At 72.6% G+C, this 22,215-nt stretch carries 24 protein-coding genes; 9 read left to right on the top strand and 15 right to left on the bottom strand.

The window, feature by feature from the left end:
• Positions 1 to 51 precede the first annotated feature (51 nt).
• The 4 genes from Msi02_RS29535 to Msi02_RS29520 all read right to left on the bottom strand — a co-directional run bounded on the left by Msi02_RS29535 (position 52) and on the right by Msi02_RS29520 (position 1,776).
• On the bottom strand, positions 52 to 561 hold the full coding sequence (locus Msi02_RS29535) for a GNAT family N-acetyltransferase (protein ID WP_204051263.1): 510 nt from the start codon (positions 559 to 561) through the stop codon (positions 52 to 54).
• A gap of 28 nt (positions 562 to 589) precedes the next feature.
• Complete coding sequence (locus Msi02_RS29530; RefSeq protein WP_204051262.1) at positions 590 to 1,252, bottom strand: YidC/Oxa1 family membrane protein insertase; 663 nt, start codon at positions 1,250 to 1,252, stop codon at positions 590 to 592.
• Positions 1,253 to 1,325: 73 nt separating this feature from the next.
• Positions 1,326 to 1,607, bottom strand: a complete 282-nt coding sequence (locus tag Msi02_RS29525; protein WP_204051261.1) for a DUF6412 domain-containing protein — start codon at positions 1,605 to 1,607, stop codon at positions 1,326 to 1,328.
• Between the two features lies 1 nt (position 1,608).
• The gene (locus tag Msi02_RS29520; protein ID WP_204051260.1) at positions 1,609 to 1,776 is read right to left on the bottom strand and encodes a hypothetical protein; all 168 of its coding nucleotides are present in this window, start codon (positions 1,774 to 1,776) and stop codon (positions 1,609 to 1,611) included.
• 206 nt (positions 1,777 to 1,982) lie between these two features.
• Here Msi02_RS29520 and Msi02_RS29515 point away from each other — a divergent pair, with 206 nt between their 5' ends.
• Positions 1,983 to 2,696 carry a response regulator transcription factor gene (locus Msi02_RS29515; protein ID WP_079313421.1) on the top strand — a complete coding sequence of 238 codons (714 nt, stop codon included), beginning with the start codon at positions 1,983 to 1,985 and terminating at the stop codon, positions 2,694 to 2,696.
• The gene (locus tag Msi02_RS29510; RefSeq protein WP_204051259.1) at positions 2,693 to 3,808 is read left to right on the top strand and encodes a sensor histidine kinase; all 1,116 of its coding nucleotides are present in this window, start codon (positions 2,693 to 2,695) and stop codon (positions 3,806 to 3,808) included. The genes Msi02_RS29515 and Msi02_RS29510 overlap by 4 nt, the downstream gene beginning before the upstream one ends.
• 8 nt (positions 3,809 to 3,816) lie before the next feature.
• Here Msi02_RS29510 and Msi02_RS29505 read toward each other — a convergent pair whose 3' ends face one another.
• The 8 genes from Msi02_RS29505 to Msi02_RS29470 form a co-directional block, all read right to left on the bottom strand.
• Entirely contained in the window at positions 3,817 to 5,598 is a 1,782-nt protein-coding gene (locus Msi02_RS29505; RefSeq protein ID WP_204051258.1) for an ABC transporter ATP-binding protein, read from the bottom strand.
• Positions 5,595 to 6,122 (bottom strand): TlpA family protein disulfide reductase, encoded by a 528-nt coding sequence (locus Msi02_RS29500; RefSeq protein ID WP_204051257.1) that lies wholly within the window; start codon positions 6,120 to 6,122, stop codon positions 5,595 to 5,597. The genes Msi02_RS29505 and Msi02_RS29500 overlap by 4 nt, the downstream gene beginning before the upstream one ends.
• Before the next feature lie 27 nt (positions 6,123 to 6,149).
• A complete protein-coding gene (locus Msi02_RS29495; RefSeq protein ID WP_204051256.1) occupies positions 6,150 to 6,626 on the bottom strand; it encodes a S26 family signal peptidase in 477 nt (158 codons plus the stop codon).
• A 2-nt stretch (positions 6,627 to 6,628) separates the two neighbouring features.
• Positions 6,629 to 7,183 (bottom strand): MauE/DoxX family redox-associated membrane protein, encoded by a 555-nt coding sequence (locus Msi02_RS29490; protein ID WP_204051255.1) that lies wholly within the window; start codon positions 7,181 to 7,183, stop codon positions 6,629 to 6,631.
• Positions 7,184 to 7,351: 168 nt separating this feature from the next.
• Positions 7,352 to 7,549 (bottom strand): hypothetical protein, encoded by a 198-nt coding sequence (locus Msi02_RS29485; RefSeq protein ID WP_204051254.1) that lies wholly within the window; start codon positions 7,547 to 7,549, stop codon positions 7,352 to 7,354.
• A gap of 264 nt (positions 7,550 to 7,813) precedes the next feature.
• Positions 7,814 to 9,379 carry a multicopper oxidase family protein gene (locus Msi02_RS29480; RefSeq protein WP_204051253.1) on the bottom strand — a complete coding sequence of 522 codons (1,566 nt, stop codon included), beginning with the start codon at positions 9,377 to 9,379 and terminating at the stop codon, positions 7,814 to 7,816.
• A gap of 11 nt (positions 9,380 to 9,390) precedes the next feature.
• On the bottom strand, positions 9,391 to 9,861 hold the full coding sequence (locus tag Msi02_RS29475; RefSeq protein ID WP_204051252.1) for a hypothetical protein: 471 nt from the start codon (positions 9,859 to 9,861) through the stop codon (positions 9,391 to 9,393).
• A gap of 214 nt (positions 9,862 to 10,075) precedes the next feature.
• Positions 10,076 to 10,513 (bottom strand): hypothetical protein, encoded by a 438-nt coding sequence (locus Msi02_RS29470; protein WP_239108800.1) that lies wholly within the window; start codon positions 10,511 to 10,513, stop codon positions 10,076 to 10,078.
• Between the two features lie 224 nt (positions 10,514 to 10,737).
• On the opposite strand from Msi02_RS29470, the gene Msi02_RS29465 reads away from it, so the two are divergent.
• From Msi02_RS29465 to serS, 6 genes are all read left to right on the top strand, one after another.
• Entirely contained in the window at positions 10,738 to 11,088 is a 351-nt protein-coding gene (locus Msi02_RS29465) for an STAS domain-containing protein (protein ID WP_030511009.1), read from the top strand.
• Between the two features lie 4 nt (positions 11,089 to 11,092).
• Positions 11,093 to 11,839: a glycosyltransferase family 2 protein gene (locus Msi02_RS29460; RefSeq protein ID WP_239108799.1), complete on the top strand. Its 747-nt coding sequence runs from the start codon at positions 11,093 to 11,095 to the stop codon at positions 11,837 to 11,839.
• An 83-nt stretch (positions 11,840 to 11,922) separates the two neighbouring features.
• Entirely contained in the window at positions 11,923 to 13,383 is a 1,461-nt protein-coding gene (mptB, locus tag Msi02_RS29455) for a polyprenol phosphomannose-dependent alpha 1,6 mannosyltransferase MptB (RefSeq protein ID WP_239108798.1), read from the top strand.
• 2,058 nt (positions 13,384 to 15,441) lie between these two features.
• Entirely contained in the window at positions 15,442 to 16,695 is a 1,254-nt protein-coding gene (locus tag Msi02_RS29450; RefSeq protein ID WP_204051251.1) for a glycosyltransferase 87 family protein, read from the top strand.
• Positions 16,696 to 16,812: 117 nt separating this feature from the next.
• Positions 16,813 to 17,733 carry a prephenate dehydratase gene (gene pheA / locus Msi02_RS29445; RefSeq protein WP_193201910.1) on the top strand — a complete coding sequence of 307 codons (921 nt, stop codon included), beginning with the start codon at positions 16,813 to 16,815 and terminating at the stop codon, positions 17,731 to 17,733.
• 38 nt (positions 17,734 to 17,771) lie between these two features.
• Positions 17,772 to 19,037, top strand: coding sequence for a serine--tRNA ligase (serS, locus tag Msi02_RS29440; RefSeq protein ID WP_204051250.1), 1,266 nt, complete (start codon positions 17,772 to 17,774; stop codon positions 19,035 to 19,037).
• A 353-nt stretch (positions 19,038 to 19,390) separates the two neighbouring features.
• Here serS and Msi02_RS29435 read toward each other — a convergent pair whose 3' ends face one another.
• Positions 19,391 to 19,594: a cold-shock protein gene (locus Msi02_RS29435; RefSeq protein WP_041952879.1), complete on the bottom strand. Its 204-nt coding sequence runs from the start codon at positions 19,592 to 19,594 to the stop codon at positions 19,391 to 19,393.
• A gap of 240 nt (positions 19,595 to 19,834) precedes the next feature.
• Between Msi02_RS29435 and Msi02_RS29430 the strand changes: the two genes are divergently transcribed.
• Positions 19,835 to 20,644 (top strand): Cof-type HAD-IIB family hydrolase, encoded by an 810-nt coding sequence (locus Msi02_RS29430; protein WP_079313411.1) that lies wholly within the window; start codon positions 19,835 to 19,837, stop codon positions 20,642 to 20,644.
• 8 nt (positions 20,645 to 20,652) lie between these two features.
• Here the strand turns inward: Msi02_RS29430 and Msi02_RS29425 are convergent, their stop codons facing one another.
• A complete protein-coding gene (locus tag Msi02_RS29425; protein WP_079313410.1) occupies positions 20,653 to 21,180 on the bottom strand; it encodes a bacterial proteasome activator family protein in 528 nt (175 codons plus the stop codon).
• 64 nt (positions 21,181 to 21,244) lie between these two features.
• A complete protein-coding gene (locus Msi02_RS29420) occupies positions 21,245 to 22,207 on the bottom strand; it encodes an NAD(P)H-quinone oxidoreductase (protein WP_204051249.1) in 963 nt (320 codons plus the stop codon).
• Positions 22,208 to 22,215 lie beyond the last annotated feature (8 nt).

Raw genomic sequence — 22,215 nt, 5'->3', positions numbered from 1 at the left:
CCGCCCCCCGCCGCTACGCTGTGCCCCCACCACTACGGCGTGCGCCGGCCGCTACGCCGCGCCCCCGCCGCCGAAGGCGTGCTCCATGCAGACCAGGTCGTCGCGGGAGTCCCACGACTCGGTGACGGTGAAGCCGAGCCGCTCGTAGAGGGCGATCGCCGTCGTCCGCCAGCGCCACACCGACAGCCGTACCGACCGCAGGCCGGTCGCGTGCGCCCGGGTGAGCGCGGCGCGGACGAGCGCGCCGGCCACGCCCCTGCCCCGCTCGCCCGGGGCGACCCACAGCCGTTTGATCTCCGCCCGCCCCTCGACGGGCGCCGCGAGCACCACGCAGCCGATCGCGATGTCCCCGCGACGCGCGACCAGCACGACGTCGTCCGCGAACGCCGTGCCCGGGTCCTCGACCTCCACCCGGTAGCGCTCGGGCAGCCGCTCCTGGCCGGCCACCGGGACGCCCTTCTCGGCCTCGGTCCGCAGGTGGTAGGCGGCCAGGAGCGCCCGCAGGCCGTCCCCGCCGGTGTCCCCGGCCGCCCAGGTCACGATCACGTGGTCAGGGGTCATGTCCTCAGCATTCCAGCCCGCGTCGGCGTCACGCCGTGCGCGGGTAGAGGACGGCCCGCTCGGCCGTCGTCCAGGCGCTGCTCACGAGCAGGTAGACGCCCGCCGCGAGCGGGAGGAAGGCCGCCACCGCCACGGTCCAGAACGGCGCGAGGACCTGGAGGCGCCGCATCGGCGCCGTGGGCTCGACCCTGCGGGCGGCGATCACGGCCACGACGACGAGCAGCGCGAGCAGTGCGGCGAACACCCCGGCCGCGGGGCTGACCAGGCCCGCCCCGGCGACCGCGGCCGCGAGGTGCTCCCCCAGCGGCACGCCGAGCACGCTCTGCGCCAGCAGCAGGTTCGGGTGCCCCGCGATCACGGCGGCCGTGAACAGCCGGTAGGTCACCATGAAGAACGGCGACTGCGCGAACGCCGGGAGGTAGCCGGTGAACTGGCCGACGCCCTCCTTGGCGTACAACGCGTTCACCTCGCGCAGGAGCCGCTGGGGGTCGTTCTTCCACCGCGTGCGCAGCCTGTCCACCTGGGGAGCGAGCCGCGTCCGGATCCGCTGGGCACGGGCGACGCGTACGCTCAGCGGCAGCAGCGACAGCCGTACGGCGAGGGTGACCAGGACGATCGCGAGCCCGCCGCCGGTGACGTGGCTGAGGGCGTCGATGAGCCGGTATGCGGGATCGAGCACGAAGTCGAACATGGGAAGCCTTTCGTCTGTGACCTTCTGCCGGTGGATGAGGGCATGACGAAAGCGCTCGTGACCGGATGGCCGGTCAGACGAGCGCGGGGCTTCCGGATGGCGCGCGGGGACGGGGACGGCCAGGCGTGCCGGGATCGCGCAGCCTGACCATCGCCGTCTCACCGTTGTACGACGGCCTGCCCGGCCCCTGACCCACGACAGGGACGCCGGTCAGCCGGCAGAGCATCCAGGCGAACACCAGGACGGCCGCGCCGGCCAGGCCGACCGCGGTCAGCGCGCCGGGCCCGGAGGACCCGGCGGCCAACTCGGCCAGCAGCCAGACGAGCGATCCGATGGCGGCCTGGAGAGCGTTCACGTCAGCGGGACAGCTTCCCGACGACGGTGACCGCGATGACGACGACGAGGGCGATGATCCCGATGATGAGCAGGAACTTCAGCGTCGCGAACAGGGCGGGGATCACGAATCCGAACACCAGCCATAGGGCCAGGAGGATCCCCAGTACGGTCAGTACGGTACGGGCCATGGCCCCAAGGTACGCGGTGGCACCGACAACCGCGAGCTTGATCCAGAATCGGTTCCCATACCCGGGATTCAGGGAAGTTTCACGTGAATCATCGCGTCGGGCGGCGGTTCGCCAACAGACGGTCATGACGGCGCCGCGCGTGGCCGGTTCTTACGAGACGGTGACGGGACTCGGCCGGGTGGCCCGGCGGACTTACCGTTGAGGGCGTGCCGGCCTCGAAGTCTCCCCAGAACCCCGCCCGTGTCCTCGTGGTGGACGACGACCCCACCGTCGCCGAGGTGGTGGCCCGCTACCTGGAGCGGGACGGCCACGAGGTCGAGTGCGTGGGCGACGGGGCCGAGGCGCTGCGGCGGGCCCTGGCCGACCCGCCCGACCTGATGGTGCTCGACCTGATGCTGCCCAAGCTCGACGGCCTGCAGGTCTGCCGGAAGCTGCGGGAGCGCTGGCCCGTGCCGGTGATCATGCTGACCGCCCTCGGCGAGGAGATGGACCGGGTGGTCGGCCTGGAGACCGGCGCCGACGACTACGTGACGAAGCCGTTCAGCCCGCGCGAGCTGGCCCTGCGCGTGCAGTCCGTGCTGCGGCGGGCCCGCGGCGCGCTGGTGCCGACGGGCACCGGCGTGCTGCGCGACGGCGACCTGGTGGTGGACGTCGGCGCCCACGAGGTGCACCTGGGCGGCAAGGAGATCACGCTGACCGCCCGGGAGTTCGACCTGCTCGCTTACCTGCTGCGCAATCCCCGCCAGGCGTTCAGCCGCACGGCCCTGCTCGACCAGGTCTGGGGCTGGTCGTTCGGCGACTCCTCCACCGTGACGGTTCACGTGCGCAGGCTGCGGGAGAAGATCGAGGACGACCCCACCGACCCGCGCAGGATCGTCACGGTCTGGGGCGTCGGCTACCGCTACGAGCCGCTGTCGTGATCGTCCAGATCGTCGCGGTCGCCGCCGGGCTCGGCCTCGTCATCGCGGCCCTCGGCCTCGCGCTGCTGCGGGTGCTGCGCCGCCGGTCGATCGGCGTGATGCTCGCGGTCGTCGCGGCCGTGACGGTCTCCGCGACGCTGGCCGGGGTGGTCGCCATCACCCTCGCCATGATCATCGACGGGCGGCCGAAGAACATCGTGCTCACCGTCGTCGGCATCGGCGGCCTGGTGGGCCTCGGCGTCGCGCTGGTGAACGCCCGCACGGTGGTGCGCGCCAGCAGGAGCCTCGTGGGCGCGCTGGAGAGCGTGCCGCCCTCCGGCCGGTTCACCCCGCCGCCCGCGCCGCTCCCGGCCGAACTGCAGACCATCAGCACCGCACTGGAGCAGGCGTACGAGCGGCTGCGGCTGGGCCACGAGCGCGAGCGGGCGCTGGAGAGCGCGCGGCGCGAACTGGTCGCGTGGGTCAGCCACGACCTGCGCACCCCCCTCGCGGGCATGCGGGCGATGGTGGAGGCCCTGGAGGACGGGGTGGCCGACGACCCCGAGACCGTCAAGCGCTACCACGTCCAGATCAGGGTGGAGGTCGACCGGCTGGCCGGGATGGTGGAGGACCTGTTCGAGCTGTCGCGCATCCACGCGGGCACGCTGCGGCCCACTCTCACCCGCACGGGGCTCGGCGACCTCGTCGCGGACACCCTCGCCGCCGTCGAGCCGCTGGCCCGCGCCGAGGGCGTGCACCTGACCGGCGAGGCGGACCCGCGGGTCCCGGTGCACGCGGACGCCGGGCAACTCGGCCGGGCCGTACGCAATCTGGTGGTGAACGCCATCCGCCACACGCCCGCCGGGGGCACGGTCGTCGTGCGGGCGTCGGCGGAGGAGACGACCGCCCGCCTGTCCGTGCTGGACGGCTGCGGCGGCATCCCGGAGGAGGACCTTCCCCGGGTCTTCGACGTCGCGTTCCGCGGCGAGGCGGCGCGGACACCCGGCCCCGACGGCGGCGCCGGGCTCGGCCTCGCCATCGCGCGGGGCATCGTGGAGGCCCACGACGGCGAGATCGGCGTGGTCAACGAGGGCCCCGGCTGCCTGTTCACGATCACGCTGCCGCTGGCCTGACGGGGCCCTCAGCCGACCTGGTAGCCCTCCGCCTGGATCGCGAACAGGCTCGCGTACAGGCCGCCGAGGCGCAGCAGGTCGGCGTGCGAGCCGTGCTCGGCCACCCGCCCCTCGTCCAGGACCACGATCAGGTCGGCCTCCCGGATCGAGCCGAGACGATGGGAGATGAGCAGGTTGGTCCGCCCTGCCCGGTGCCGCCGCAGCCCGCTGTGGATCTCGTGTTCGGCCTCGGCGTCCAGGCCCGAGCTGGGCTCGTCCAGGATCAGCAGGTCACGTCCGCCTCTGAGGTAGGCGCGTGCCAGCGCGAGACGCTGCCACTGACCGCCGGACAGGTGGACGCCCGCCTCGCCGCCGTCGAGGAAGATCCGCGACAGCAGCGTGTCGTAGCCGCGGGGCAGCGCGCCGACGAAGCCGTCGGCCCCCGCCCGGCCGGCCGCCTCGGTGATCCGCTCCCGGTCCCCCATCGCGTCGAGATCGCCGAGGCCGATGTTCTCCGCCGCGCTCATGTCGTAGGTCATGTAGTCCTGGAACACCGAGCCGATCCGCCGCCGCAACTGCGCGGGATCGACATCCCTGAGGTCGACGCCGTCCCAGAGGATCGCGCCCCGCTCCGGGTCGTACATCCGGCACAGCAGCTTGACCACCGTGCTCTTGCCCGCGCCGTTGCGGCCGACCAGGCCGACCGAGTGCCCGTACGGGATGGTGAACGAGACGCCGCGCAGTGCCCACTCGTGCTCGGCCGAGTATCGGAACCAGACGTCGCGGAACTCGATCCCCCGCCGCAGCCCGGGCACCTGCCCCGGCTCGGGCCGTACGGGGAGGTCCGGCGGGGCCGTCAGCACCGACAGGTAGTGGCCGAAGAGCAGCGCCTGCTGGTGGATCGTCGCGATCTCACCGACCAGGCCGGTGATCGCCGCCTGGACTCCGGCGACGGCGGCGACGAACAGCGAGATGTCCCCCACGCTCCGGCCCCCGCCGAGCGTCTCCAGCAGGGCCCAGACCAGACCCGCCCCCGCCAGCAGCGCGCTCGCGCCCCCCATGACGCTCTGGACGGCCGTCTCCCGGCGGTCCGAGCGGCGGCGCTCGGCGTCGGCGGCCGTGCGCTGCTCGCGCATCAGGCCGCGAAGGTGGCCCGCGAGGCCGAACAGCCTGATCTCCTTGGCGGCCTGGGCGCTCAGGAGGAGGTCCTGGAAGAAGAACTCCCTGCGCTCGTTCGGGCCTATCCCGACCAGCATCGCGGCACGGCGCCGGGACAGCCAGACCTCGGCCGCGAGGCCCGGCACGGCGGTGGCCGCCACGAGGACGGCCATCCACGGGCTGATCAGGGCGAGCGCGCCGAGGAAGCCCACACCGGCCAGCACCGACCTGACGATCCCGAAGGCGGCCATGACCACCATGCCGGGAGTGGCGCCGCCGTACTGCAGCGCGAGCCTGAGCGTGTCGAGGAAGGCGGGATCCTCGAACCTCGCCAGGCCGACGAACCGCTCGGTGGCGGCGAACAGGCGGTCCTGCGCGACGACGCCGATCCTCCTGCCGATCTCCTCCCGCAGATACAGGGTGATCTGGGGGACGACGGCCGCCATGGTCCCGCAGGCGGCGAGCGCGGCGCCGAGCCAGGCGATCGACGCCGGGGTCGCCGTCCCGTGGGCGACCAGGTCGAGCACGGCCTTGGTCAGCCAGGCGATGGCCGGTGGGATCACCGCGCCTGCCGCGATCAGCGCGCCGTAGGCCGCCAGCCTCGCTCTGCCCGCCTCCCACGCCAGCCGTACGGCCGCCCAGACGGCCTTCACGCGCCGAGGCCCTCCATGCTGGTGCCGCTCGCGAGAATCGTGCGGGAGGCGTCGACCAGCGCGAAGGCGGGGAACCCGGACACCGACAGCGCCCTCGTGAGGCCGCCGCCGGAGCTTTCGATCACCACACGGGCGACCGGTTCGAGCGCGGCCCGCTCCGCCGCGACGTCCTCCTCGCGACCGGCCAGTACGGCGAGGACCGACGACCTCCCGCCCGCGCGGTTCTTGGCGGCGTCGACGAACGACGGCATGCGCTCGGCGCAGGCGGGGCAGCCCGGAGAGAAGACGCCCACGAGCGTGGGCGTCCCGGGGAGGGTGTCGTCGGACACCGTCTCCCCGTCCGTGGTCACGGCGGTGAACGGGCCGAGGGCCGACCCCGCGGGGGCCATGACCTCGGGTCCGCGGCGCAACGCCGCCAACGCCTCCGAGTGTTCACGGAGCCTTCTGATGATGCCCACGGACAGGACGAGGTCCACGGCGCACAGGACACCGACGACCGCGACGAAGGCGATGAGGAACGGCATGAGATCTCCCTGCTTGGGCCGTGATTTTCAGCGACTGCCGTCCGGCGGCAACCGCCGCAGGACCACTCCCAGGACCCGGTCGGCGGGCACGAAGCCGCGCTGGCGCGAGTCCAGGCTCGAGCGTGGGTCGTCCCCCAGCACGACCAGATGACCGGCCGGCACCCGGTCGGCGTTCCGGAGCGCGGGCGCGTCCGCCACCCGCGCGGGCACCGGGTCGCCCCCGACCGCCGCCACCCGCTTGATGTGCCACTTCCGTTCCGGCCCCGGCTGGTGACCCCGGGGCCGTGGCGCCTCGACCACGACGACCTCGCCCACCCGTACGCCGTGCGACGGGACACGCCGCACCAGGACGCGATCTCCCGTGCGGAAGCTCGGCCGCATGCTCGTGCCGGACACCTCGACCAGGACGAACCGCCGGCGCAGCCAGGCGACCACGGCCAGGCCGGAGAGCGCCACGGCCACGACGGGAAGGAGGACCAGCCGCCTCCGCACCGGATGGGCCACCGCTACCTGCTCTCCCGGGTGAGCCCGAACAGGTCGGCGATCTCCCCCGTCAGCACGACCAGGACCGTGACCAGGAGCGCGGCCAGGGCCGCGACCGCCGCTCCCGCGAGCTCGGCCGGCCCGCGTACGGGGACGAGGACCGTCAGCGCCAGGCCGGTGAGGGCGATCAGCCCGAGGAGGGCGTTCCTGGTGAGGTCGGCGGGCCCGACCGGCAGCTTCCGGCCGCCGAAACAGTGGCACGGGACCGCGAGCCCCCTGCGGATCGCGGCGTGGATGACGAAGGAGAACGCCGCCAGCGCGGCCAGCGCCACCGCGAACCCGGCCGACGCCGTGGCCGGGACGGTCAACAGCACGACGACGGCCCCCTCCGCGACGGCGGCCACGGCCGCGAGCGCGTGGCGCCGCTCGGCTCCCACGGCCCCCATACGGGCGGGAAGCAACCGTGCCGTGGCGTCGGCGAACCGCAGCCAGGACTCCCGCCCGCGCAGCTTCGACGCGAGTGAGACCAGGAACGTCAGCCCGATGGCCATCCGGCAGGCGAGGAGCAGGTAGTTCACGACTTCCCCCTTCGGCTTGGACTCCGCCGCGACACGTGATCGCCGAGAGGTGACCCGGCGGCAGGGACCGGGCGGACGGCCCCAGCGCATCCGCGGCACATCCCCGGGGCCGGGCCGGCCGAGGCCACGCGCGGGCCGTCGCCCGCGCGTGCCCCGCCGCGCCGGACCTCAGCAGGCCTGGCTGTAGCAGTAGTAGCCGTAGTTGCCGCCGTAGCAGCACACCTGTCGTACGCCGTTGTTGCAGGGGCAGTTCGGGCCGGCCTGGCTGTAGCCCGGGCACCAGCACGGCACGGCGGCCGACGCCTCGGTCCTCGGCACCAGACGGGCCAGCAGGCGGTCGCCCCAGGACTGGAACGTGCTAACCATGCGAGACTCCTCCCTTCGCGGGCTGATCATGCGAGCAGCCGTCATCACGTTCTCATCGGGGCGACGGAGATCAACCGATGAGACGACGCGATGCGGTCCGGTGGCCCTCGCAGTCAGGGGTCCCGGCGCGGTGACATGCGGGGTCGCCGCGCGGACCGGAGCCCGATCCGGCGCGGGTGACATCGCCTGTCATGAAAGGTTCAGGCGGGGGGCCGGAGCGTTCCAGGGTCACGAGACCGTCGCGGCGCCGGTGGCCACCGGAGGTCATTCCGGCTTGTTCCCGCCCGTCCCGCCCACGGTGAAGGGCGTGGTGACTCCCTCGTACATGAGGTGGGCGACGAGCCCCTCCGTGGCGTGCGGCAGGTTGTGGCAGTGGTCCATCCAGATGCCGGGGTTGTCGGCGACGAAGGCGATGTCGTACGACTCGCCGGTGCCGACCTCGAGCGAGTCCACCCACCAGGGGCCGCCCGTCGCCCGCACGCCGTCTCGGCTCAGCACCACGGCGTGGTGGCCGTGCAGGTGCATCGGGTGTGGTTCGCCGCTGTCGTTGACGATGCGCATCCGCACCACGTCGCCCTTCGCGACGACGAACATCGGCACGTCGGGGAACATGTGGCCGTTGATCGTCCACCAGACCCCGGGACGCCCGTCGAGGAAGCCCGGGCGGCGCCCGATCTCGTAGTCGAACCGCCGATCGGGCCGGTCCGGGTCGAACCCGAGCGGCGCTGGCGTGCCGTACGAGAGCAGGTCCAGCGTGGTCGAGGGCCGGGGGACGGCGGGCGCGTCGTACGACCGCGAGCCGAGCACGACGCCGGCCGGGCCGCCGATGTGGACCCGCACCGGCGAACCGTCCTCGGGCATGGTCACCTCGATGTCGGCGCGGCCTCCCGCCGTGACCGTCACGGCGGTGTCCCGTACGGAAGCGGGCTCGTGCAGGTCGGTGCCGTCGACGGCGGCGAGCCGGAACGGGGCGCCGCCGACCCATACGGGCGTCTGGCCGTTCTCCGTGTTGATCACCCGTACGCGCACCCGTTCGCCGGGACGTGCCTCGGCGCGGACGTCTCCCTCCCGCCCGTTGATCGTGCGGGCCCCGTCGTAGAGGTGCAGCAGCGCCACGACGTCGGCCGTGCCCGCCGGTGGTCGCGCCGCCGGGGTCACCACCAGGGCGCCCAGCAGACCGCGGCGTACCTGTTCGTGGGACACCTGATGCGAGTGGTACCAGAAGGTGCCGGCCTGGCCGGCGACGAAGCGGTAGGTGAACGACCGGCCCACGCCGACCGCGTCCTGGGTCACACCGGCGACCCCGTCCGCGGCGTTGGGCACGTCGACGCCGTGCCAGTGCAGCGTGATGCCGTCCGGCACCGACTCGTTGACCAGGCGGACCTCCACGAGCTGCCCGACGGTGGCGTGGATCACCGGGCCGGGGGAGGCGCCGTTCAGCGTGTATCCGTCAACCGAGCGGCCGGTGGGCAGCCGGAACCGCTGCCTGCGCGCGACCAGGGTGATCGCGACGTCGGCCGCGCGGTCCGGGTCGGCCGTCAACGACGTCAGGCTCCGCGCCGACGCCGTGTGCTCGGAGTGCCCGCTGTGTTCCGAGTGCTCGAAGTGTTCGGAGTGTTCGGAGTGTTCGGAGTGTTCGGAGTGTCCGGAGGTGGCCCCCACGTGTGTGAGAGCGCCGCCGTAGTCCGCGTACCCCATGTCCATGACGGAGTACGCATCGGGCATGAGACTGTCCTGCCACATCCAGGCCAGAGGGCCGAGCAGGGCGATGGTCGCGGCGCCCGCCAGAGCGAGCCGGAGGCGGGCGCCGCGACGGCGAGTCCCGTTCATGCGAGATGTCGTCAGGCGACGGTCTCGACACGGGCGTGCGACTGGGCGGGCGCGCTCACCACGGCGCCGCGGCCGCGACGCGCGGCGTGGACGGCGGCGCTGAACAGCAGCAGCGCGTTCAGGCCGTGCAGGGCGCCCAGGGCGGGGATCTGGTGGCCGAGAAGGCCCAGGGAGACCTGGACCGCGACGAGCAGGACCACGAGGGCGGCCCCCTTGACCGCTCCGGGGATCTTCGCGAAGAACGAGGAGACGAGCAGGAGCAGCGCGATCAATGGGATGACCATCATCCCGTTCATGCCGTGGACCACGAAGGCGAAGAACTCGGGGAACTCGATCCCCCCGCTCTCCGCGGCCGCCTTGTCGATCACGCCGCCCTGCTCGACGTACTTGAACAGCCCGGCGTCGCCGAGGACGACCATCATCGCCTGTACGGCGACCTCGGCCGCGACGAGTGAGGCCAGGACCTTGTAGACCAGTTTCATGACGCTCTTCCCATCCGGGACCTGGCAAGCCCTTCGACGTCCGGGCCCCGCGGTCCTCTCCTGTGCCGGCCGGCGGCCCTCTCGGCACGCCGGCCCTTACACAGGGGAAGTTAGGAACGCCTCCCTGGCGAACACTTAATGACGACTTCTGCGCCTCTTGGCGTCGCAGAACCCGGCACGAAAGCGCAGGTCGGCGCGGCGCCGGCCGCCGAGGTCACGGGTCGAGCTGGTGCTCCAGCTGGCCGCGCCAGGAGGGGACGTCCGGGGCGGCGTCCCGCTGACGCGGGGTGAACGCCTCCGCCATGGCCCGGAACGTGGGGCACGGCCAGCGCCACATGCAACTGCGGCACCGCAGGATCGGGTTGGCCGCGTCGCTCGAGATGCCGCCCGCGTCCCTGGGCTGGTGCAGATCGAGCAGCCGGATGCCGAGCTCGGAGAAGCTCAGCAGCTCCTCGCGCGCCTCGGCGAGGAAATCGAGGTCCTCGGCCGCCAGCCGGGCGCTGACCGGGACGTACCCCTCGCGGTTGACCAGGCCGCGCAGCGGCTCGGCCGCGTCGCGCCACGACGAGGCCTTCTCGGTGCGCACCTGGATGGTCTCCAGATGCTCGCGCAGGACGCGCCGCTGTGGATCCTCGGGTATCTCACTGTTCATCTGCTCTCGGGCCCGCTGTGCTCGGCGCCCGCCCTCCTTTGCGAAGTGACGACCAAGACGCGGAGGTTCCGGGCCCTCCATCCGGCGACGCCGGTGTCGCATAGCGTCAAGCTTCGCGCACTCGGCGTTTACATGGGGCCGGAATCGGGGACAAAGGGCGGACGACTCTTCGATGAATCCGATGGAGCGTGACCCGGGGCCGGGACGACGCTAGTGTGCGCCTCGTGGAGCTCAAAGTCGCGACGCAATCCCACGCCGGTCAGGCCGTCATGGCCGTCTTCGGCGAAATCGATCTATATACCGCGCCCCGGCTGCAGGCGGAGTTCACCCGTCTGCTGGAGACCGGGCCGGACCGGGTGGTCATCGACATGTCCGGAGTGGAGTTCTGCGACTCCACGGGCATGAACGTGCTGCTGTCGGCGCTCAAGCGGCTGCGCGAGCGGGGCGGCACGCTGGAGGTGGCGGCCCCGAGACCAGCGGTACGCAAGATTCTCCAGGTCACCGGCTTGGACTCGGTGTTCACCGTGCACGACACGGTGCCCGCCGACCTGCTCACGGCCGAGCATCAGGGCTAGGCGCATGGGGGAGATGGCAGTGCCCGAGCCGGACACCGCGGTGGTGATCCCGGCGAAGGACGAGGCCGACCGGATCGGCGCCACCGTGACCGCCGCCCTGAAGTTGCCCGGCGTGGATCTCGTGGTCGTGGTCGACGACGGCTCGTCCGACGAGACCGGCCGGGTGGCCAGGGCGGCGGGCGCCCGGGTCGTACGGCACAGCCGCAACCGGGGCAAGGCGGCGGCGATGGAGAGCGGCGCCGAGGCCGTGCGCCTCCTCGACGAGGACCATCCCCGGCACCTGCTGTTCCTCGACGCCGACCTGGGCGAGACGGCGGCGGCCGCCCTCCCGCTGATCGCGCCGGTACGCGCGGGCGAGGCCGACCTGACCATCGCGAAGTTCGCGACCAGGGTCAAGCTCGGCGGGCACGGCATCGTCGTACGGCTGGCCCGCGACGGCATCAAGCGGCTCACCGGCTGGGAGGCGACCCAGCCGCTCAACGGGCAGCGGTGCCTCACCCGGGCGGCGTTCGAGGCGGCCCGGCCGCTCGCGCACGGCTTCGGCGTCGAGACCGGCATGACCGTCGACCTGCTCAGGAAGGGCTTCCGGGTGACCGAGGTCGAGGTCGAGATGTCGCACCGGGCGACCGGCACCGACTGGCGCTCCCAGTTGCACAGGGCCAAGCAGCTCCGCGACGTCGGCCTGGCCCTCGCCGCCCGCGAGCCCGCCGTGGACCAGGCGCGCGCCGCCCTCCGCCCGCCGCGCCGCTGAGCCGCGCTGTCGAGCCGGGCTGTCGAGCCGGGCCACCTGGTGGCTTCGCCCACGTCGGCGGGCCGGTGTGGTGGAATTCTCGGGTGGATTCGAGGGGGCGCGCACGGTTCGCCGCCCGGCTGGCCCCGGCCGCCGGCGGCCTGTCGATCGTCCTCACGATCGCGATCGGGGTCCTCGGGCCGTCCGCGATGGTGCCCGGGCTGCCCGGGCCGTCGTGGCAGCCCCCCTACTCGCTCGATCTCGCGCCCGACGGCCACCTCGTCGTCGCGCTGGCCGCCGCGGCGCTCATCCTCGGCACTGCCGGCCTGGCATCCGGTCTCGCGTACGCCGACCGGATGCCGCGGGCGCGCACGCTCGTCGTCGCCGGGTGCGCCGCCGCCGCGGTCCTCGCGTTCCTCCCGCCCTCCGGGTCGGCCGACCACCTCAACTACGCCGCGTACGGCCGGATGGCGGTCCTCGGCCACGACCCGTACGCGACCGTGCCCGCCGACCTTCCCGCCGATCCGGTCGTCGGGCGGGTGGAGGAGTGGAAGGGGACGCCCAGCGTGTACGGCCCGGTCGCGACGGCCGTACAGGCGCTGGCGAGCCACGTGGGGGGCGATTCCGTCCGCCTGACGGTCTTCGTGATGGCCCTGGTCAACGCCGCCGCCTTCGTCGCCACCGGCCTGCTGCTCCACCGCGCCACCTCCGGCGATCCCGTACGGCAGCGCCGCGCGGCCCTGCTGTGGACGGCCAACCCGCTGATCGTCTACGAGCTCGTGGCCGGGATGCACCTCGACACCGTGGCGATCGCGTTCGTCGTGGCCGGGCTGGTCGCCCGCCGGGGCGTGCCGCTCGGCCTCGGCGTCGCGGTCAAGGCCACCGTGGGCCTGGTGGCGCTGGGCACGGCGTGGGAGCTGCGCCGGAGCCCCCGGCGGCTCGCGCTGGTCGCCGGGCTGGCGGCGCTGACCGTGCTCGTGGCATATCTGCTCGCCGGGCCCCACTCGCTCGACCAGTTGCTCAACGCCAGCAAGTCGGTCTCGCTCGCCACGCCGTGGAAGCTGGCCCAAAGGGCGCTGCAGGGGGTGTTCGGGTCCGGGGCCTACCGGGTGTGGATCCAGGCCGGGTCGCTGCTCCTGCTGGCCGCGCTCGCCGCCCTCCTGCTGCGCGGCCGTCCGGCGGCCGAGCGCGAGGGGCCGGTGGTCGCCCTGGCCGTCGCCGTGGCCTGGCTGTTCTCCACGCCGTACGCGCTGCCCTGGTATGACGGGCTGGGGTTCGCGCTGCTGGCCCTGGTCGCCTGGCCGGGCCTGGAGGCGTTCCTGGTCGCCCGGCTCGCCGTGCTCTCGCTCGCCTACCTGCCCGCGCGTCAGACGGATCAGCCGGACGACCTGAGGTGGCTCGTCGACGTGGTCAGGGGCTGGGTGGCGCCGTCGCTCCTGCTGGCGCTGACGATCGCGCTGCTGTGGTGGGCGGCGCGGTCTGGAGCGCGCGTACGGACGCCGCCAGCGCCAGCGGCACCGCGACCGTCAGGGCCATCGCCGGAATCGCGATCCCCGAGTCGTTGATCAGGAACCCGGCGAACGCCGCGGTGAGCGCGCCGAACAGCCCGGCCCGCAGCTCCGGCGCGCGCTCGTAGGCCAGGCTCAGCGCGGGCGCGCCCCACCGGGACGGCCGGGCCAGCACGAGGAACAGGAACGCCAGCGCGACCAGCGACAGCAGCGTCAGCGGGAGATTGCCCAGCGTGTGGAGCATCGCCCCGAGCTTGCGCCCGACGACCGAGCCGCCCTCGCCGCCGATGATCTGCTGGACGAACGCGCCGAGGTGGGTGCGCCGGTCGGCGGGACGCAGCCAGTCGGCCACCGCGATCAGCGAGATGAGCACGACCCCCGCCACGGCGATCAGCCCGAGCCGGAGGACCGACACCCGCCTGCCCGCGACCATCAGCACGCACACCGCCACGCCCAGGACGAACGACGGCACCCCGCCGAAGTCCGCGCCCCACGTCGGCCAGCCGTCCCCGGCGATCGCGAGCAGGCCGTACGCCACGCAGACGGCCACGGCGAGCCTCGGCCGGCGGCGCAGCGCGTGGGCGACGGCCGCCAGGAGCAGGATCGTGCCCGTCGAGTAGACGGCGAAGGCCATGTTGCCGAAGCCGTAGAACCGGCCGCCGGTCACGGGCTCGTAGCCGGCCACCGCGTTCACCTGCAGCCGCGAGCCCGTCACCACGTCGGCGAGGAGTGCGAGCGAGCTGATCCCGGCGACCACGGCGGGCGGCCCCAGCACGTGGCGGCGCCACGGCCCGGCGTACGCGAGCCCGGCCACCAGGACGGCGAAGCCCAGGATCGTGCCGAGCAGGGCGGGCATCGGATGCGCGAAGCCCCACCAGGGCACGAGCTGCGCCAGGAAGATCGACACCGGGAGCGCGCCGCTGACCGTCGCAACGACCCGCGTGGTCGTCAGCATCCGCCGGTGGCGCCTGATCACGAGCGCGGCCAGGCCGTAGAAGAGCAGTTGCGCGGCGACCAGCGTGATGAAGAACGGCTCCCTGACCTCCCTGAGCACCTGGCTCGCGAGGTCGGCGTCGGCCAGCCTGGGAGCCGCCTCGCTCACGGGCGGCGCCGCGCCGCCGCCCGACCACGCCCGGCCGACCGCGCCCTCGGGCGTGGGCAGGCCGAGCAGGTGCGTGACCGTCGCCGTGACGTCGGTGATCGTGACCAGCGCCCGCTGCCGGGTCGAGGCGGCGGTCAGCCACCCGTGCCCGTACGGCCCGCCCGAGGCGATCGCGACGTGCAGGTGGGCGATGGAGCCCTCGCCGCGGCCGGGGGAGTCGGACAGCCCCGCCACGAGCACGGTCGAACCGGCGGGCACCTTGGCGAGCACCTCGGCGACGGTCCGGTCGGCCGCGCTCACGGCCGACCGCCGCGCCTGCCCGCGCCCGTCATCCACCCGGGCTTGCGTGATCTCCCCCGCCTCGGCGACGACGAGGGCGTACGGCGTGAGGTCGGGCAGCGCGGCGGGTGTCGCGGCGTACGTCGCGACCCTGCCGGAGCCGTCGGCGGCGGCCAGGGCGGCTCCCGGTCCGATGGCCGCGATCTTCCCCCCGGCGGCGGTCACGGCGTCGGCGAGGAGGCCGAGCCGGGCCTTGAAAGGACCGGCCTGCTGCACGGCGACCAGTTCGGACCAGTTCGGGATCGTCGCCGTGCCGCCGGCGGCGGTGACGGGCTCGGGAAGGGGCCCGCAGCCCGCGCCGGGTGCTCCCGCCCGCTGGCCGGCGGAGACCGTCAGCCAGCCGGCGGTCGGACACGTCACCGGCAGCCCCTCGGGAGGGACCGCCCTCGTGGACAGCGACGCGCTGGAGCCGCGGGCGGCCAGCCCCCACAGCGCGGGGGTGCGCCGCGGGTCGAGGTCGTCCCAGCGGAGGCCGGGCACCCCGATCACCACGACCCGGCCCGTCAGCGCGGCGGCCTGCGGTGAAGCCGACGCGGGAGCGGCGGGCAGGACGAGGGCCGCCACGACGAGCACCAGGATCGACGCGAAGAGCCCCGCCAGCCTGCGACGCACTGTTCCGCGCTCCCTCATGATCGATAACGGTGCGGACACGGTCCACGGTAGCCTGCCTGGTCATGACGACTGGCCGGATCGCCGGGGCCCGCCGGCCCGCCTGGGCGTGGGCGCTCGCCCTCGTGGCGCTGGCCGCCGCGGCGTCGCCTCTGATCGCCTACTGGCTGACCAACCCCGAGGACCAGCGTCTGGTGGACCTGGACGTCTACCGTACGGGCGGCTGGGCGCTGCTGCGGGGTCTGCCCGTCTACGACGTGATCACGCCGGCTCCCCAGCTGCTGCCGTTCACCTATCCGCCGGTGGCCGCGATGCTGGCGGTGCCGCTCGCCGTCATGTCATGGCCGGTCGCGCAGTGGGTGTGGACGGTCGCCATCGTCGCCGTCCTCGCGGTGACGGTGCGGCACGCCTTCCGGGCCTTCCTGGACGGCGTGCGCGGCGCTTTGGCCGCGCCGCTGCTGTTCGCCGTGCTGTGCGCCGCGTGCACCTATCTCATGCCGATCAGGGACCAGTTCAGGTTCGGCCAGGTGGACCTGTTCCTCCTGGCGTTGTGCCTGCTCGACTGCGTGGTGCGCAGGCCGTGGTGGCCGCGCGGGATGCTGATCGGCCTCGCCACGGCGGTGAAGCTCACCCCCGGCGTGTTCCTCGTCTACCTGGCGATCACCGCCTTCCCCGCCCGGGAAGGGGATGAGGGACATCGCCGGGCCTTCTTCATGGCGGTGTTCACGGCGGCCCTGCTCACACTGCTGCCGTTCCTGGTGATCTTCGACGACGCCCGGGACTTCTGGTTCGGGGCGCTGCTCGACTCCGAGCGGTTGGGCGCGAACGCCGCCACCACCAACCAGTCGCTGCGCGGCATGCTGCTCAGGCTCTACCTGCCCGGCTGGCTGACCACGGTGCTCTGGCTCGCCGCCGTCGCCGTGATCGGCTGGTACGGCTTCCGCCGCGCCCGGCGGGCGTACCTGGACGGCGACGTGACGACCGCGGTGGCGCTGACGGGGCTGATGGCGGTGCTGCTGTCGCCGGTGGCCTGGATCCACCACATCGCCTGGGTCGTGGTCGTGCTCGCGGCCCTCGCCGGGTCGGGCCGCGACCGGGTCCGGCTGCTGGTCGCGGCGGGCGTGTGGCTCTACTACGTGCTGCCCATCCCGTGGTGGGGAGTGACCCTCAAGGCGCTGGAGATCCCCGTGCTCAGCCCGGTCGCGGGGAAGATCGTGCAGAACGCGTTCGGGCTCGGCGCCATCGGCCTCGTCTGGCTCCTCGGCTCCTGGTTGCCCCGGCGGCGGGCCGCTGTCGCCGTTCCCGCCGCGGCCACGTGACCGGGCGGTTGTCCACAGGATGAGCGGGCTTGTCCACAGGACGAGCCGGACCTAGGTGTTTTCCACAGGAGTGTCTCCGCATGCCCGCCACACCTACCTGCGGATACCCTTGAGGACATGTCGAAGCTCGCGTACCTGGGGCCTCAGGGCACCTTCTGTGAGGCGGCCCTGCGACTCCTGGAGCCGGATGCCGAGCGCCTGCCCTGCGCCAACGTCGGAGTCGCGCTCGACGCCGCCCGTGACGGCGCGGCGGACGGCGCGGTGGTCCCGCTGGAGAACTCGGTGGAGGGGGCGATCACCCAGACCCTCGACGAGCTGGCCGGGGGAAGGCCGCTCCACATCACCGGTGAGCTGCTGCTCCCGGTCGAGTTCTCCCTGCTGGTGCGGCCCGGCACCGAACTGGCCCAGATCAAGCGGGTCATCACCCACCCGGCGGCCCACACCCAGTGCCGCGGGTTCATCGAGCGTGAGATGCCCGGCGCCGTGGTGATCGCGGCCTCGTCGACGGCCGCCGCCGCCCAGGAGGTCGCCTCTCCCGAGTCTCCGTACGACGCGGCGATCAGCCCGGCCATCGCCGGGGAGTACTACGGGCTCGACGCGATCGCCTCGAACATCGGCGACCGCTCCGACACCGTCACCCGGTTCATCAAGGTGAACCGGCCCGGGCGGCTGCCCGAGCCCACCGGCGCCGACCGCACCTCGCTCGTGGCCTTCCTCCGCGACGACCACCCGGGCGCGCTGCTGGAGATGCTGAGCGAGTTCGCGGTGCGCGGGGTCAACCTGACCCGCATCGAGTCGCGTCCCACCGGGGACGGCATCGGCCGCTACTTCTTCCACTTCGACTTCGAGGGTCACATCGCCGACGCCCGGGTCGGAGAGGCCGTCGCCGGCCTCCACCGGCTCTGCGACGACCTGCGTTTCCTCGGCAGCTATCCGCGGGCCGACCGGGTTCCGACGCAGATCAAGGAGGGTACGACCGACACGGACTTCGCCGAGGCCGCCGAATGGCTCGGAAAGATCCGCGCCGGTCTCGCTTGACGGGCGGGAGCCGCACCGGCTCCGGTAGCCTTTGAGCCGTGATTGACCTGCGAACCCTTCGTGAGGACCCTGACCGGCTCCGGGCGTCGCAGCGCGTCCGCGGCGAGGACGACTCGGTCGTGGAGACCCTGCTGTCGCTCGACGAGCGCCGCCGTGCCGCGCTCAACAACTTCGAGTCGCTGCGCGCCGAGCAGAAGAGCATCGGCAAGTCGGTGTCCCGCGCGTCCGGAGACGAGCGCCAGTCGCTGCTCGACCGCGCGAAGGAGCTGGCCGCGCAGGTGAAGGCGGCCGAGACCGAGGCCGCCGCGCTGGCGAGCGAGCTCGACGAGCTGCTCATGACCGTGCCGAACATCGTCGAGGAGGGCGCGCCCCCCGGCGGCGAGGACGACTACGTGGTGCTGGAGGAGATCGGCGAGAAGCCGGTCTTCGACTTCCAGCCCCGCGACCACGTCGAGCTGGGCGAGCTGCTCGGCGCGATCGACATCGAGCGCGGCGCGAAGGTCTCGGGCGCCCGGTTCTTCTTCCTGACGGGTGTCGGCGCGCGGCTTCAGCTCGGGCTGCTCAACATGGCGATGCAGCAGGCGATCGAGGCGGGCTTCACGCCGATGATCACGCCTGTGCTCGTGAAGCCGGAGTCGATGCAGGGCACCGGCTTCCACGTCGCCCACGACAAGGAGATCTACCGCCTGCCCGAGGACGACCTCTACCTGGTGGGCACCTCCGAGGTGCCGCTGGCGGCCTACCACTCCGACGAGATCCTCGACCCCCGCGCGCTGCCGCTGCGCTACGCCGGCTGGTCGTCCTGTTTCCGCCGCGAGGCCGGGTCGTACGGCAAGGACACCCGGGGCATCATCCGGGTGCACCAGTTCGACAAGGTCGAGATGTTCTCCTACTGCCGGCCGGAGGACTCCCACGAGGAGCACCTGCGGCTGCTCGCCTGGGAGAAGGAGATGCTCGAGAAGGTGGAGCTGCCGTACCGCGTCATCGACACGGCGGCGGGCGACCTCGGCACCTCGGCGGCCCGCAAGTACGACTGCGAGGCGTGGATCCCCTCGCAGGGCCGCTACCGCGAGCTCACCTCGACCTCCAACTGCACCGACTTCCAGGCTCGCCGCCTGAAGGTGCGCTACAAGGACGAGGACGGCAAGCCGCACCACGTGGCGACGCTCAACGGCACGCTCGCGACCACCCGCTGGATCGTGGCGATCCTGGAGAACCACCAGCAGGCCGACGGCTCGGTGGTCGTCCCCAAGGCGCTGCGGCCGTACGTCGGGCTCGACGTCCTGGAGCCGCTGTCCCGGTAGACCTACCGGCCTCCATCGAGGACCTCCGGCGTGGTGCCGCCCACCGCGTACGGAGGTCTTCGTGTGTGTCCGGGCGGTTCCTGCGGCGGCCGGGTTCCCTGGCGCGGCGTCGTGCGGTCGGAAGCCTCGGATGTCCCTGAAAAGTGGGATCTGCACCTTTGACAGCAGGGGCGTCAGATGTGATGTAAATCTCTCGGTTTGGAGGAGCGCCGAGTGCGAAGAAGGCCCCCGCGCGTGAAACTTTCATGCGCGGAGGCCTTCCAAGGGGTCGCCGCGGCGCTGACGGCCGGGGCGCCCCCGGGTACGCAAAAGGCGGGGCTCGCCGACGCGAGCCCCGCCTTCGTCACGTCAGGTCAGAGGCCACGGACGTTCGACGCCTGCGGGCCCTTCGGACCGGCGATGACCTCGAACTCGACCCGCTGGCCGTCCTCGAGGTTGCGGTAGCCGCTGCCCGTGATCGCGGAGAAGTGCACGAACACGTCGGGCTCGCCGCCGTCCGGTGCGATGAAGCCGAAGCCCTTCTCAGCGTTGAACCACTTGACGGTTCCCTGAGCCATTACTGCTCTCCCTAAGGAAGTGAATCTTGGGGACCACACCTCGTGGACCCCGGGTGTGTCGCACAGCTCCCCGGGTGGCTCATACAGTCAAACTGGTTTTCGCTACGGGAACAGCTAATACAACGCCTTCACATCTAACACTATGTAGCCCGTTGGTGTTCCACGTCCGGAGGAGATTTCTCGCCCCGGGTGTGGCCGAGGGCATGGCACGGCCTATCTCGGTGCACACTGGAACCTGTCATGACCTGCCCCCGCCTCGTCGCCACGGACCTCGACGGCACCGCTCTGCGCACCGACGGAACAGTCTCTCCACGTACCGCCGCCGCCTTCGCCCGGGTGGAGGATGCCGGCGGCACCCTCGTCTTCGTGACCGGGCGGCCGCCCCGGTGGATGCACACCGTCGCGGGAGCCGTACGGCACCGCGGGCTGGCCATCTGCGCGAACGGCGCGCTCGTGTACGACCTCCACACCGAGGAGATCGTCGAGTCGCACCTGATCGACCCCGACGTCCTCGAAGAGTGCGTCACCCGGCTGCGGCGGAATGTGCCCGATCTCACGTTCTCGGTCGAGTACGAGGGTGGCTTCGCGCACGAGTCCGACTATGCGCTCGGGCGCTGGGACGCCCGGGAGCTGTCCTATGGCCGGATGGTCGCCATCGCGGCGCTGACCTCCCGGCCGTGCGCCAAGCTGCTCGCGCAGCACCCCTCGATGGACCCCGACGAGTTGCACCGCGGCGTGCTGGAGATCGTCGGCGACATCGTGACCCCGACCCACTCCAGCGGGCGGGCGTTGATCGAGATGAGCGCGTACGGCGTGACGAAGGCCACGGCGCTGGCCACACTGGCCGAGGAGCGGGGGATCAAGCCCGCGGAGGTGGTCGCCTTCGGCGACATGCCGAACGACCTGCCGATGCTGACCTGGGCCGGCACGTCGTACGCGGTGGCGAACGCCCACCCCGACGTGCTGGCCGCCGTCGATCACGTGACGGCGGCCAACAACGACGACGGTGTGGCGGTCGTGCTCGAGACCCTGTTCCGAGTCAGCGGGTAGGTGGGGTTCTACAGGTAGGGGCCGCCCGCGCGGTGGCCCTGGTCGTCCTGCGCGGCCTGGCCCATGCCGCCGGGGAGTGCGCGGCGCATCTGCTCCAACTGCGCCCGCGCGGCCATCTGCTGGGCGAACAGCGTGGTCTGGATGCCGTGGAACAGGCCCTCCAGCCAGCCGACGAGCTGGGCGTGCGCGACTCTCAGCTCCGCGTCGCTCGGCGGGGTCTCGCTCTCGTCGCTGAACGGCAGGGACAGCCGTTCCAGCTCCTCCACCAGTTCGGGGGCCAGGCCCTCCTCGAGCTCCTTGATGGAGCTCTGGTGGATGTCCTTGAGCCGCTTGCGGCTGGCTTCGTCGAGGGGAGCCGCCCGCACCTCCTCCAACAGCTGGCGGATCATGCTGCCGATCCGCATCACCTTGGCGGGCTGCTCCACCAGGTCGGCGACGGACCGCTCCTCGTGCTCGCCCTTACCGTTGCCGCCGGAGACCGAAAGGCCCTGCGGCCCCACGACCACGATCTGCGGCGTGCTCTCGTCTGCGTTCATCGATCGCTTACAACTCCTGATTCGCTCCGCTGGGCCACACCGTGCTCACCCGATCCAACCTAACTCACCTGACCAGCAGGAGCTTTCCGATGTGTTCGCCCTCTTCGAGCATCCGGTGGGCGCGGGCGGCCTGGTCGAGGGGGATCCGCTCGTGCACCACGGGCCGTACGGCCCCGGCGGCGACGAGCGGCCACACGTTGTCCACAACGCCGCGGCAGATCACGCCCTTGTCGTCCACCGGGCGGTTGCGCAGCCCGGTCGCGTGGACCGCGGCCCGCTTGGCGAGCAGCGTGCCGAGGTCGAGCTCGCCCTTCGCGCCGCCCTGCATGCCGATGACGACCAGGCGGCCGCCGGTGGCGAGGGCACGGAGGTTCCCGGGCAGATACTTCGCGCCGACGATGTCGAGGATGACGTCGGCCCGGCCCTCGAACCGCTCGGCGAAGTCCTCCTCGCGGTAGTTCACGCCCTCGTCCGCGCCGAGTTCGCGGCAGCGTGCGAGCTTGTCCGCCGATCCGGCCGTCACGAGCACGTGGGAGCCGTACGCCTTGGCGAGCTGGACGGCCATGGTGCCGATGCCGCTCGCGCCGCCGTGGACGAGCAGGGTCTCGCCCTTGCGCAGGCGGGCGGTCATGAAGACGTTCGACCACACCGTGCAGGCGACCTCGGGCAGGCCGGCGGCCTCGTCCAGCGTGACGCCCTCCGGCACCGGCATCACCTGCTGCCAGGGGACCGCCACCCGTTCGGCGTATCCGCCGCCGGCCAGCAGGGCGCAGACCCGGTCGCCGGGGGCGAGATGCGGGACGTTCTCGCCGACTTCGATGATCGTTCCCGAGCATTCGAGTCCGGGAATCTCGGAGGCTCCGGGCGGCGGCGGATAGAAGCCGCGACGCTGGAGCAGGTCCGCCCGGTTGACGGCCGAGGCGGCGACCTCGATGACCACCTCACCTGCGCCGGGACGCGGGTCGGGCACTTCCTGCCAGGCCAAAACCTCAGGTCCGCCGGGTTCGGAAATCACGATCGCACGCATGTGACCTA

The organism is Microbispora siamensis (assembly GCF_016863095.1).
GTDB classification, from domain to species: domain Bacteria; phylum Actinomycetota; class Actinomycetes; order Streptosporangiales; family Streptosporangiaceae; genus Microbispora; species Microbispora siamensis.
The sequence above is the reverse complement of the archived record's forward strand: the minus strand, read 5'-3'. Positions and strand labels throughout refer to the sequence as shown.

What these genes read in the sequence shown, in the direction of transcription:
- Msi02_RS29475 (WP_204051252.1), bottom strand. Translation starts at nt 9,861, where the DNA reads ATGAAACTGGTCTACAAGGTCCTGGCCTCACTCGTCGCGGCCGAGGTC.
- Msi02_RS29485 (WP_204051254.1), bottom strand. Translation starts at nt 7,549, where the DNA reads ATGGTTAGCACGTTCCAGTCCTGGGGCGACCGCCTGCTGGCCCGTCTG.
- Msi02_RS29435 (WP_041952879.1), bottom strand. Translation starts at nt 19,594, where the DNA reads ATGGCTCAGGGAACCGTCAAGTGGTTCAACGCTGAGAAGGGCTTCGGC.
- Msi02_RS29460 (WP_239108799.1), top strand. Translation starts at nt 11,093, where the DNA reads ATGGGGGAGATGGCAGTGCCCGAGCCGGACACCGCGGTGGTGATCCCG.
- Msi02_RS29470 (WP_239108800.1), bottom strand. Translation starts at nt 10,513, where the DNA reads ATGAACAGTGAGATACCCGAGGATCCACAGCGGCGCGTCCTGCGCGAG.
- Msi02_RS29480 (WP_204051253.1), bottom strand. Translation starts at nt 9,379, where the DNA reads ATGAACGGGACTCGCCGTCGCGGCGCCCGCCTCCGGCTCGCTCTGGCG.
- pheA (WP_193201910.1), top strand. Translation starts at nt 16,813, where the DNA reads ATGTCGAAGCTCGCGTACCTGGGGCCTCAGGGCACCTTCTGTGAGGCG.
- Msi02_RS29420 (WP_204051249.1), bottom strand. Translation starts at nt 22,207, where the DNA reads ATGCGTGCGATCGTGATTTCCGAACCCGGCGGACCTGAGGTTTTGGCC.
- Msi02_RS29500 (WP_204051257.1), bottom strand. Translation starts at nt 6,122, where the DNA reads ATGCCGTTCCTCATCGCCTTCGTCGCGGTCGTCGGTGTCCTGTGCGCC.
- Msi02_RS29520 (WP_204051260.1), bottom strand. Translation starts at nt 1,776, where the DNA reads ATGGCCCGTACCGTACTGACCGTACTGGGGATCCTCCTGGCCCTATGG.
- Msi02_RS29430 (WP_079313411.1), top strand. Translation starts at nt 19,835, where the DNA reads ATGACCTGCCCCCGCCTCGTCGCCACGGACCTCGACGGCACCGCTCTG.
- Msi02_RS29450 (WP_204051251.1), top strand. Translation starts at nt 15,442, where the DNA reads ATGACGACTGGCCGGATCGCCGGGGCCCGCCGGCCCGCCTGGGCGTGG.
- Msi02_RS29530 (WP_204051262.1), bottom strand. Translation starts at nt 1,252, where the DNA reads ATGTTCGACTTCGTGCTCGATCCCGCATACCGGCTCATCGACGCCCTC.
- Msi02_RS29535 (WP_204051263.1), bottom strand. Translation starts at nt 561, where the DNA reads ATGACCCCTGACCACGTGATCGTGACCTGGGCGGCCGGGGACACCGGC.
- Msi02_RS29425 (WP_079313410.1), bottom strand. Translation starts at nt 21,180, where the DNA reads ATGAACGCAGACGAGAGCACGCCGCAGATCGTGGTCGTGGGGCCGCAG.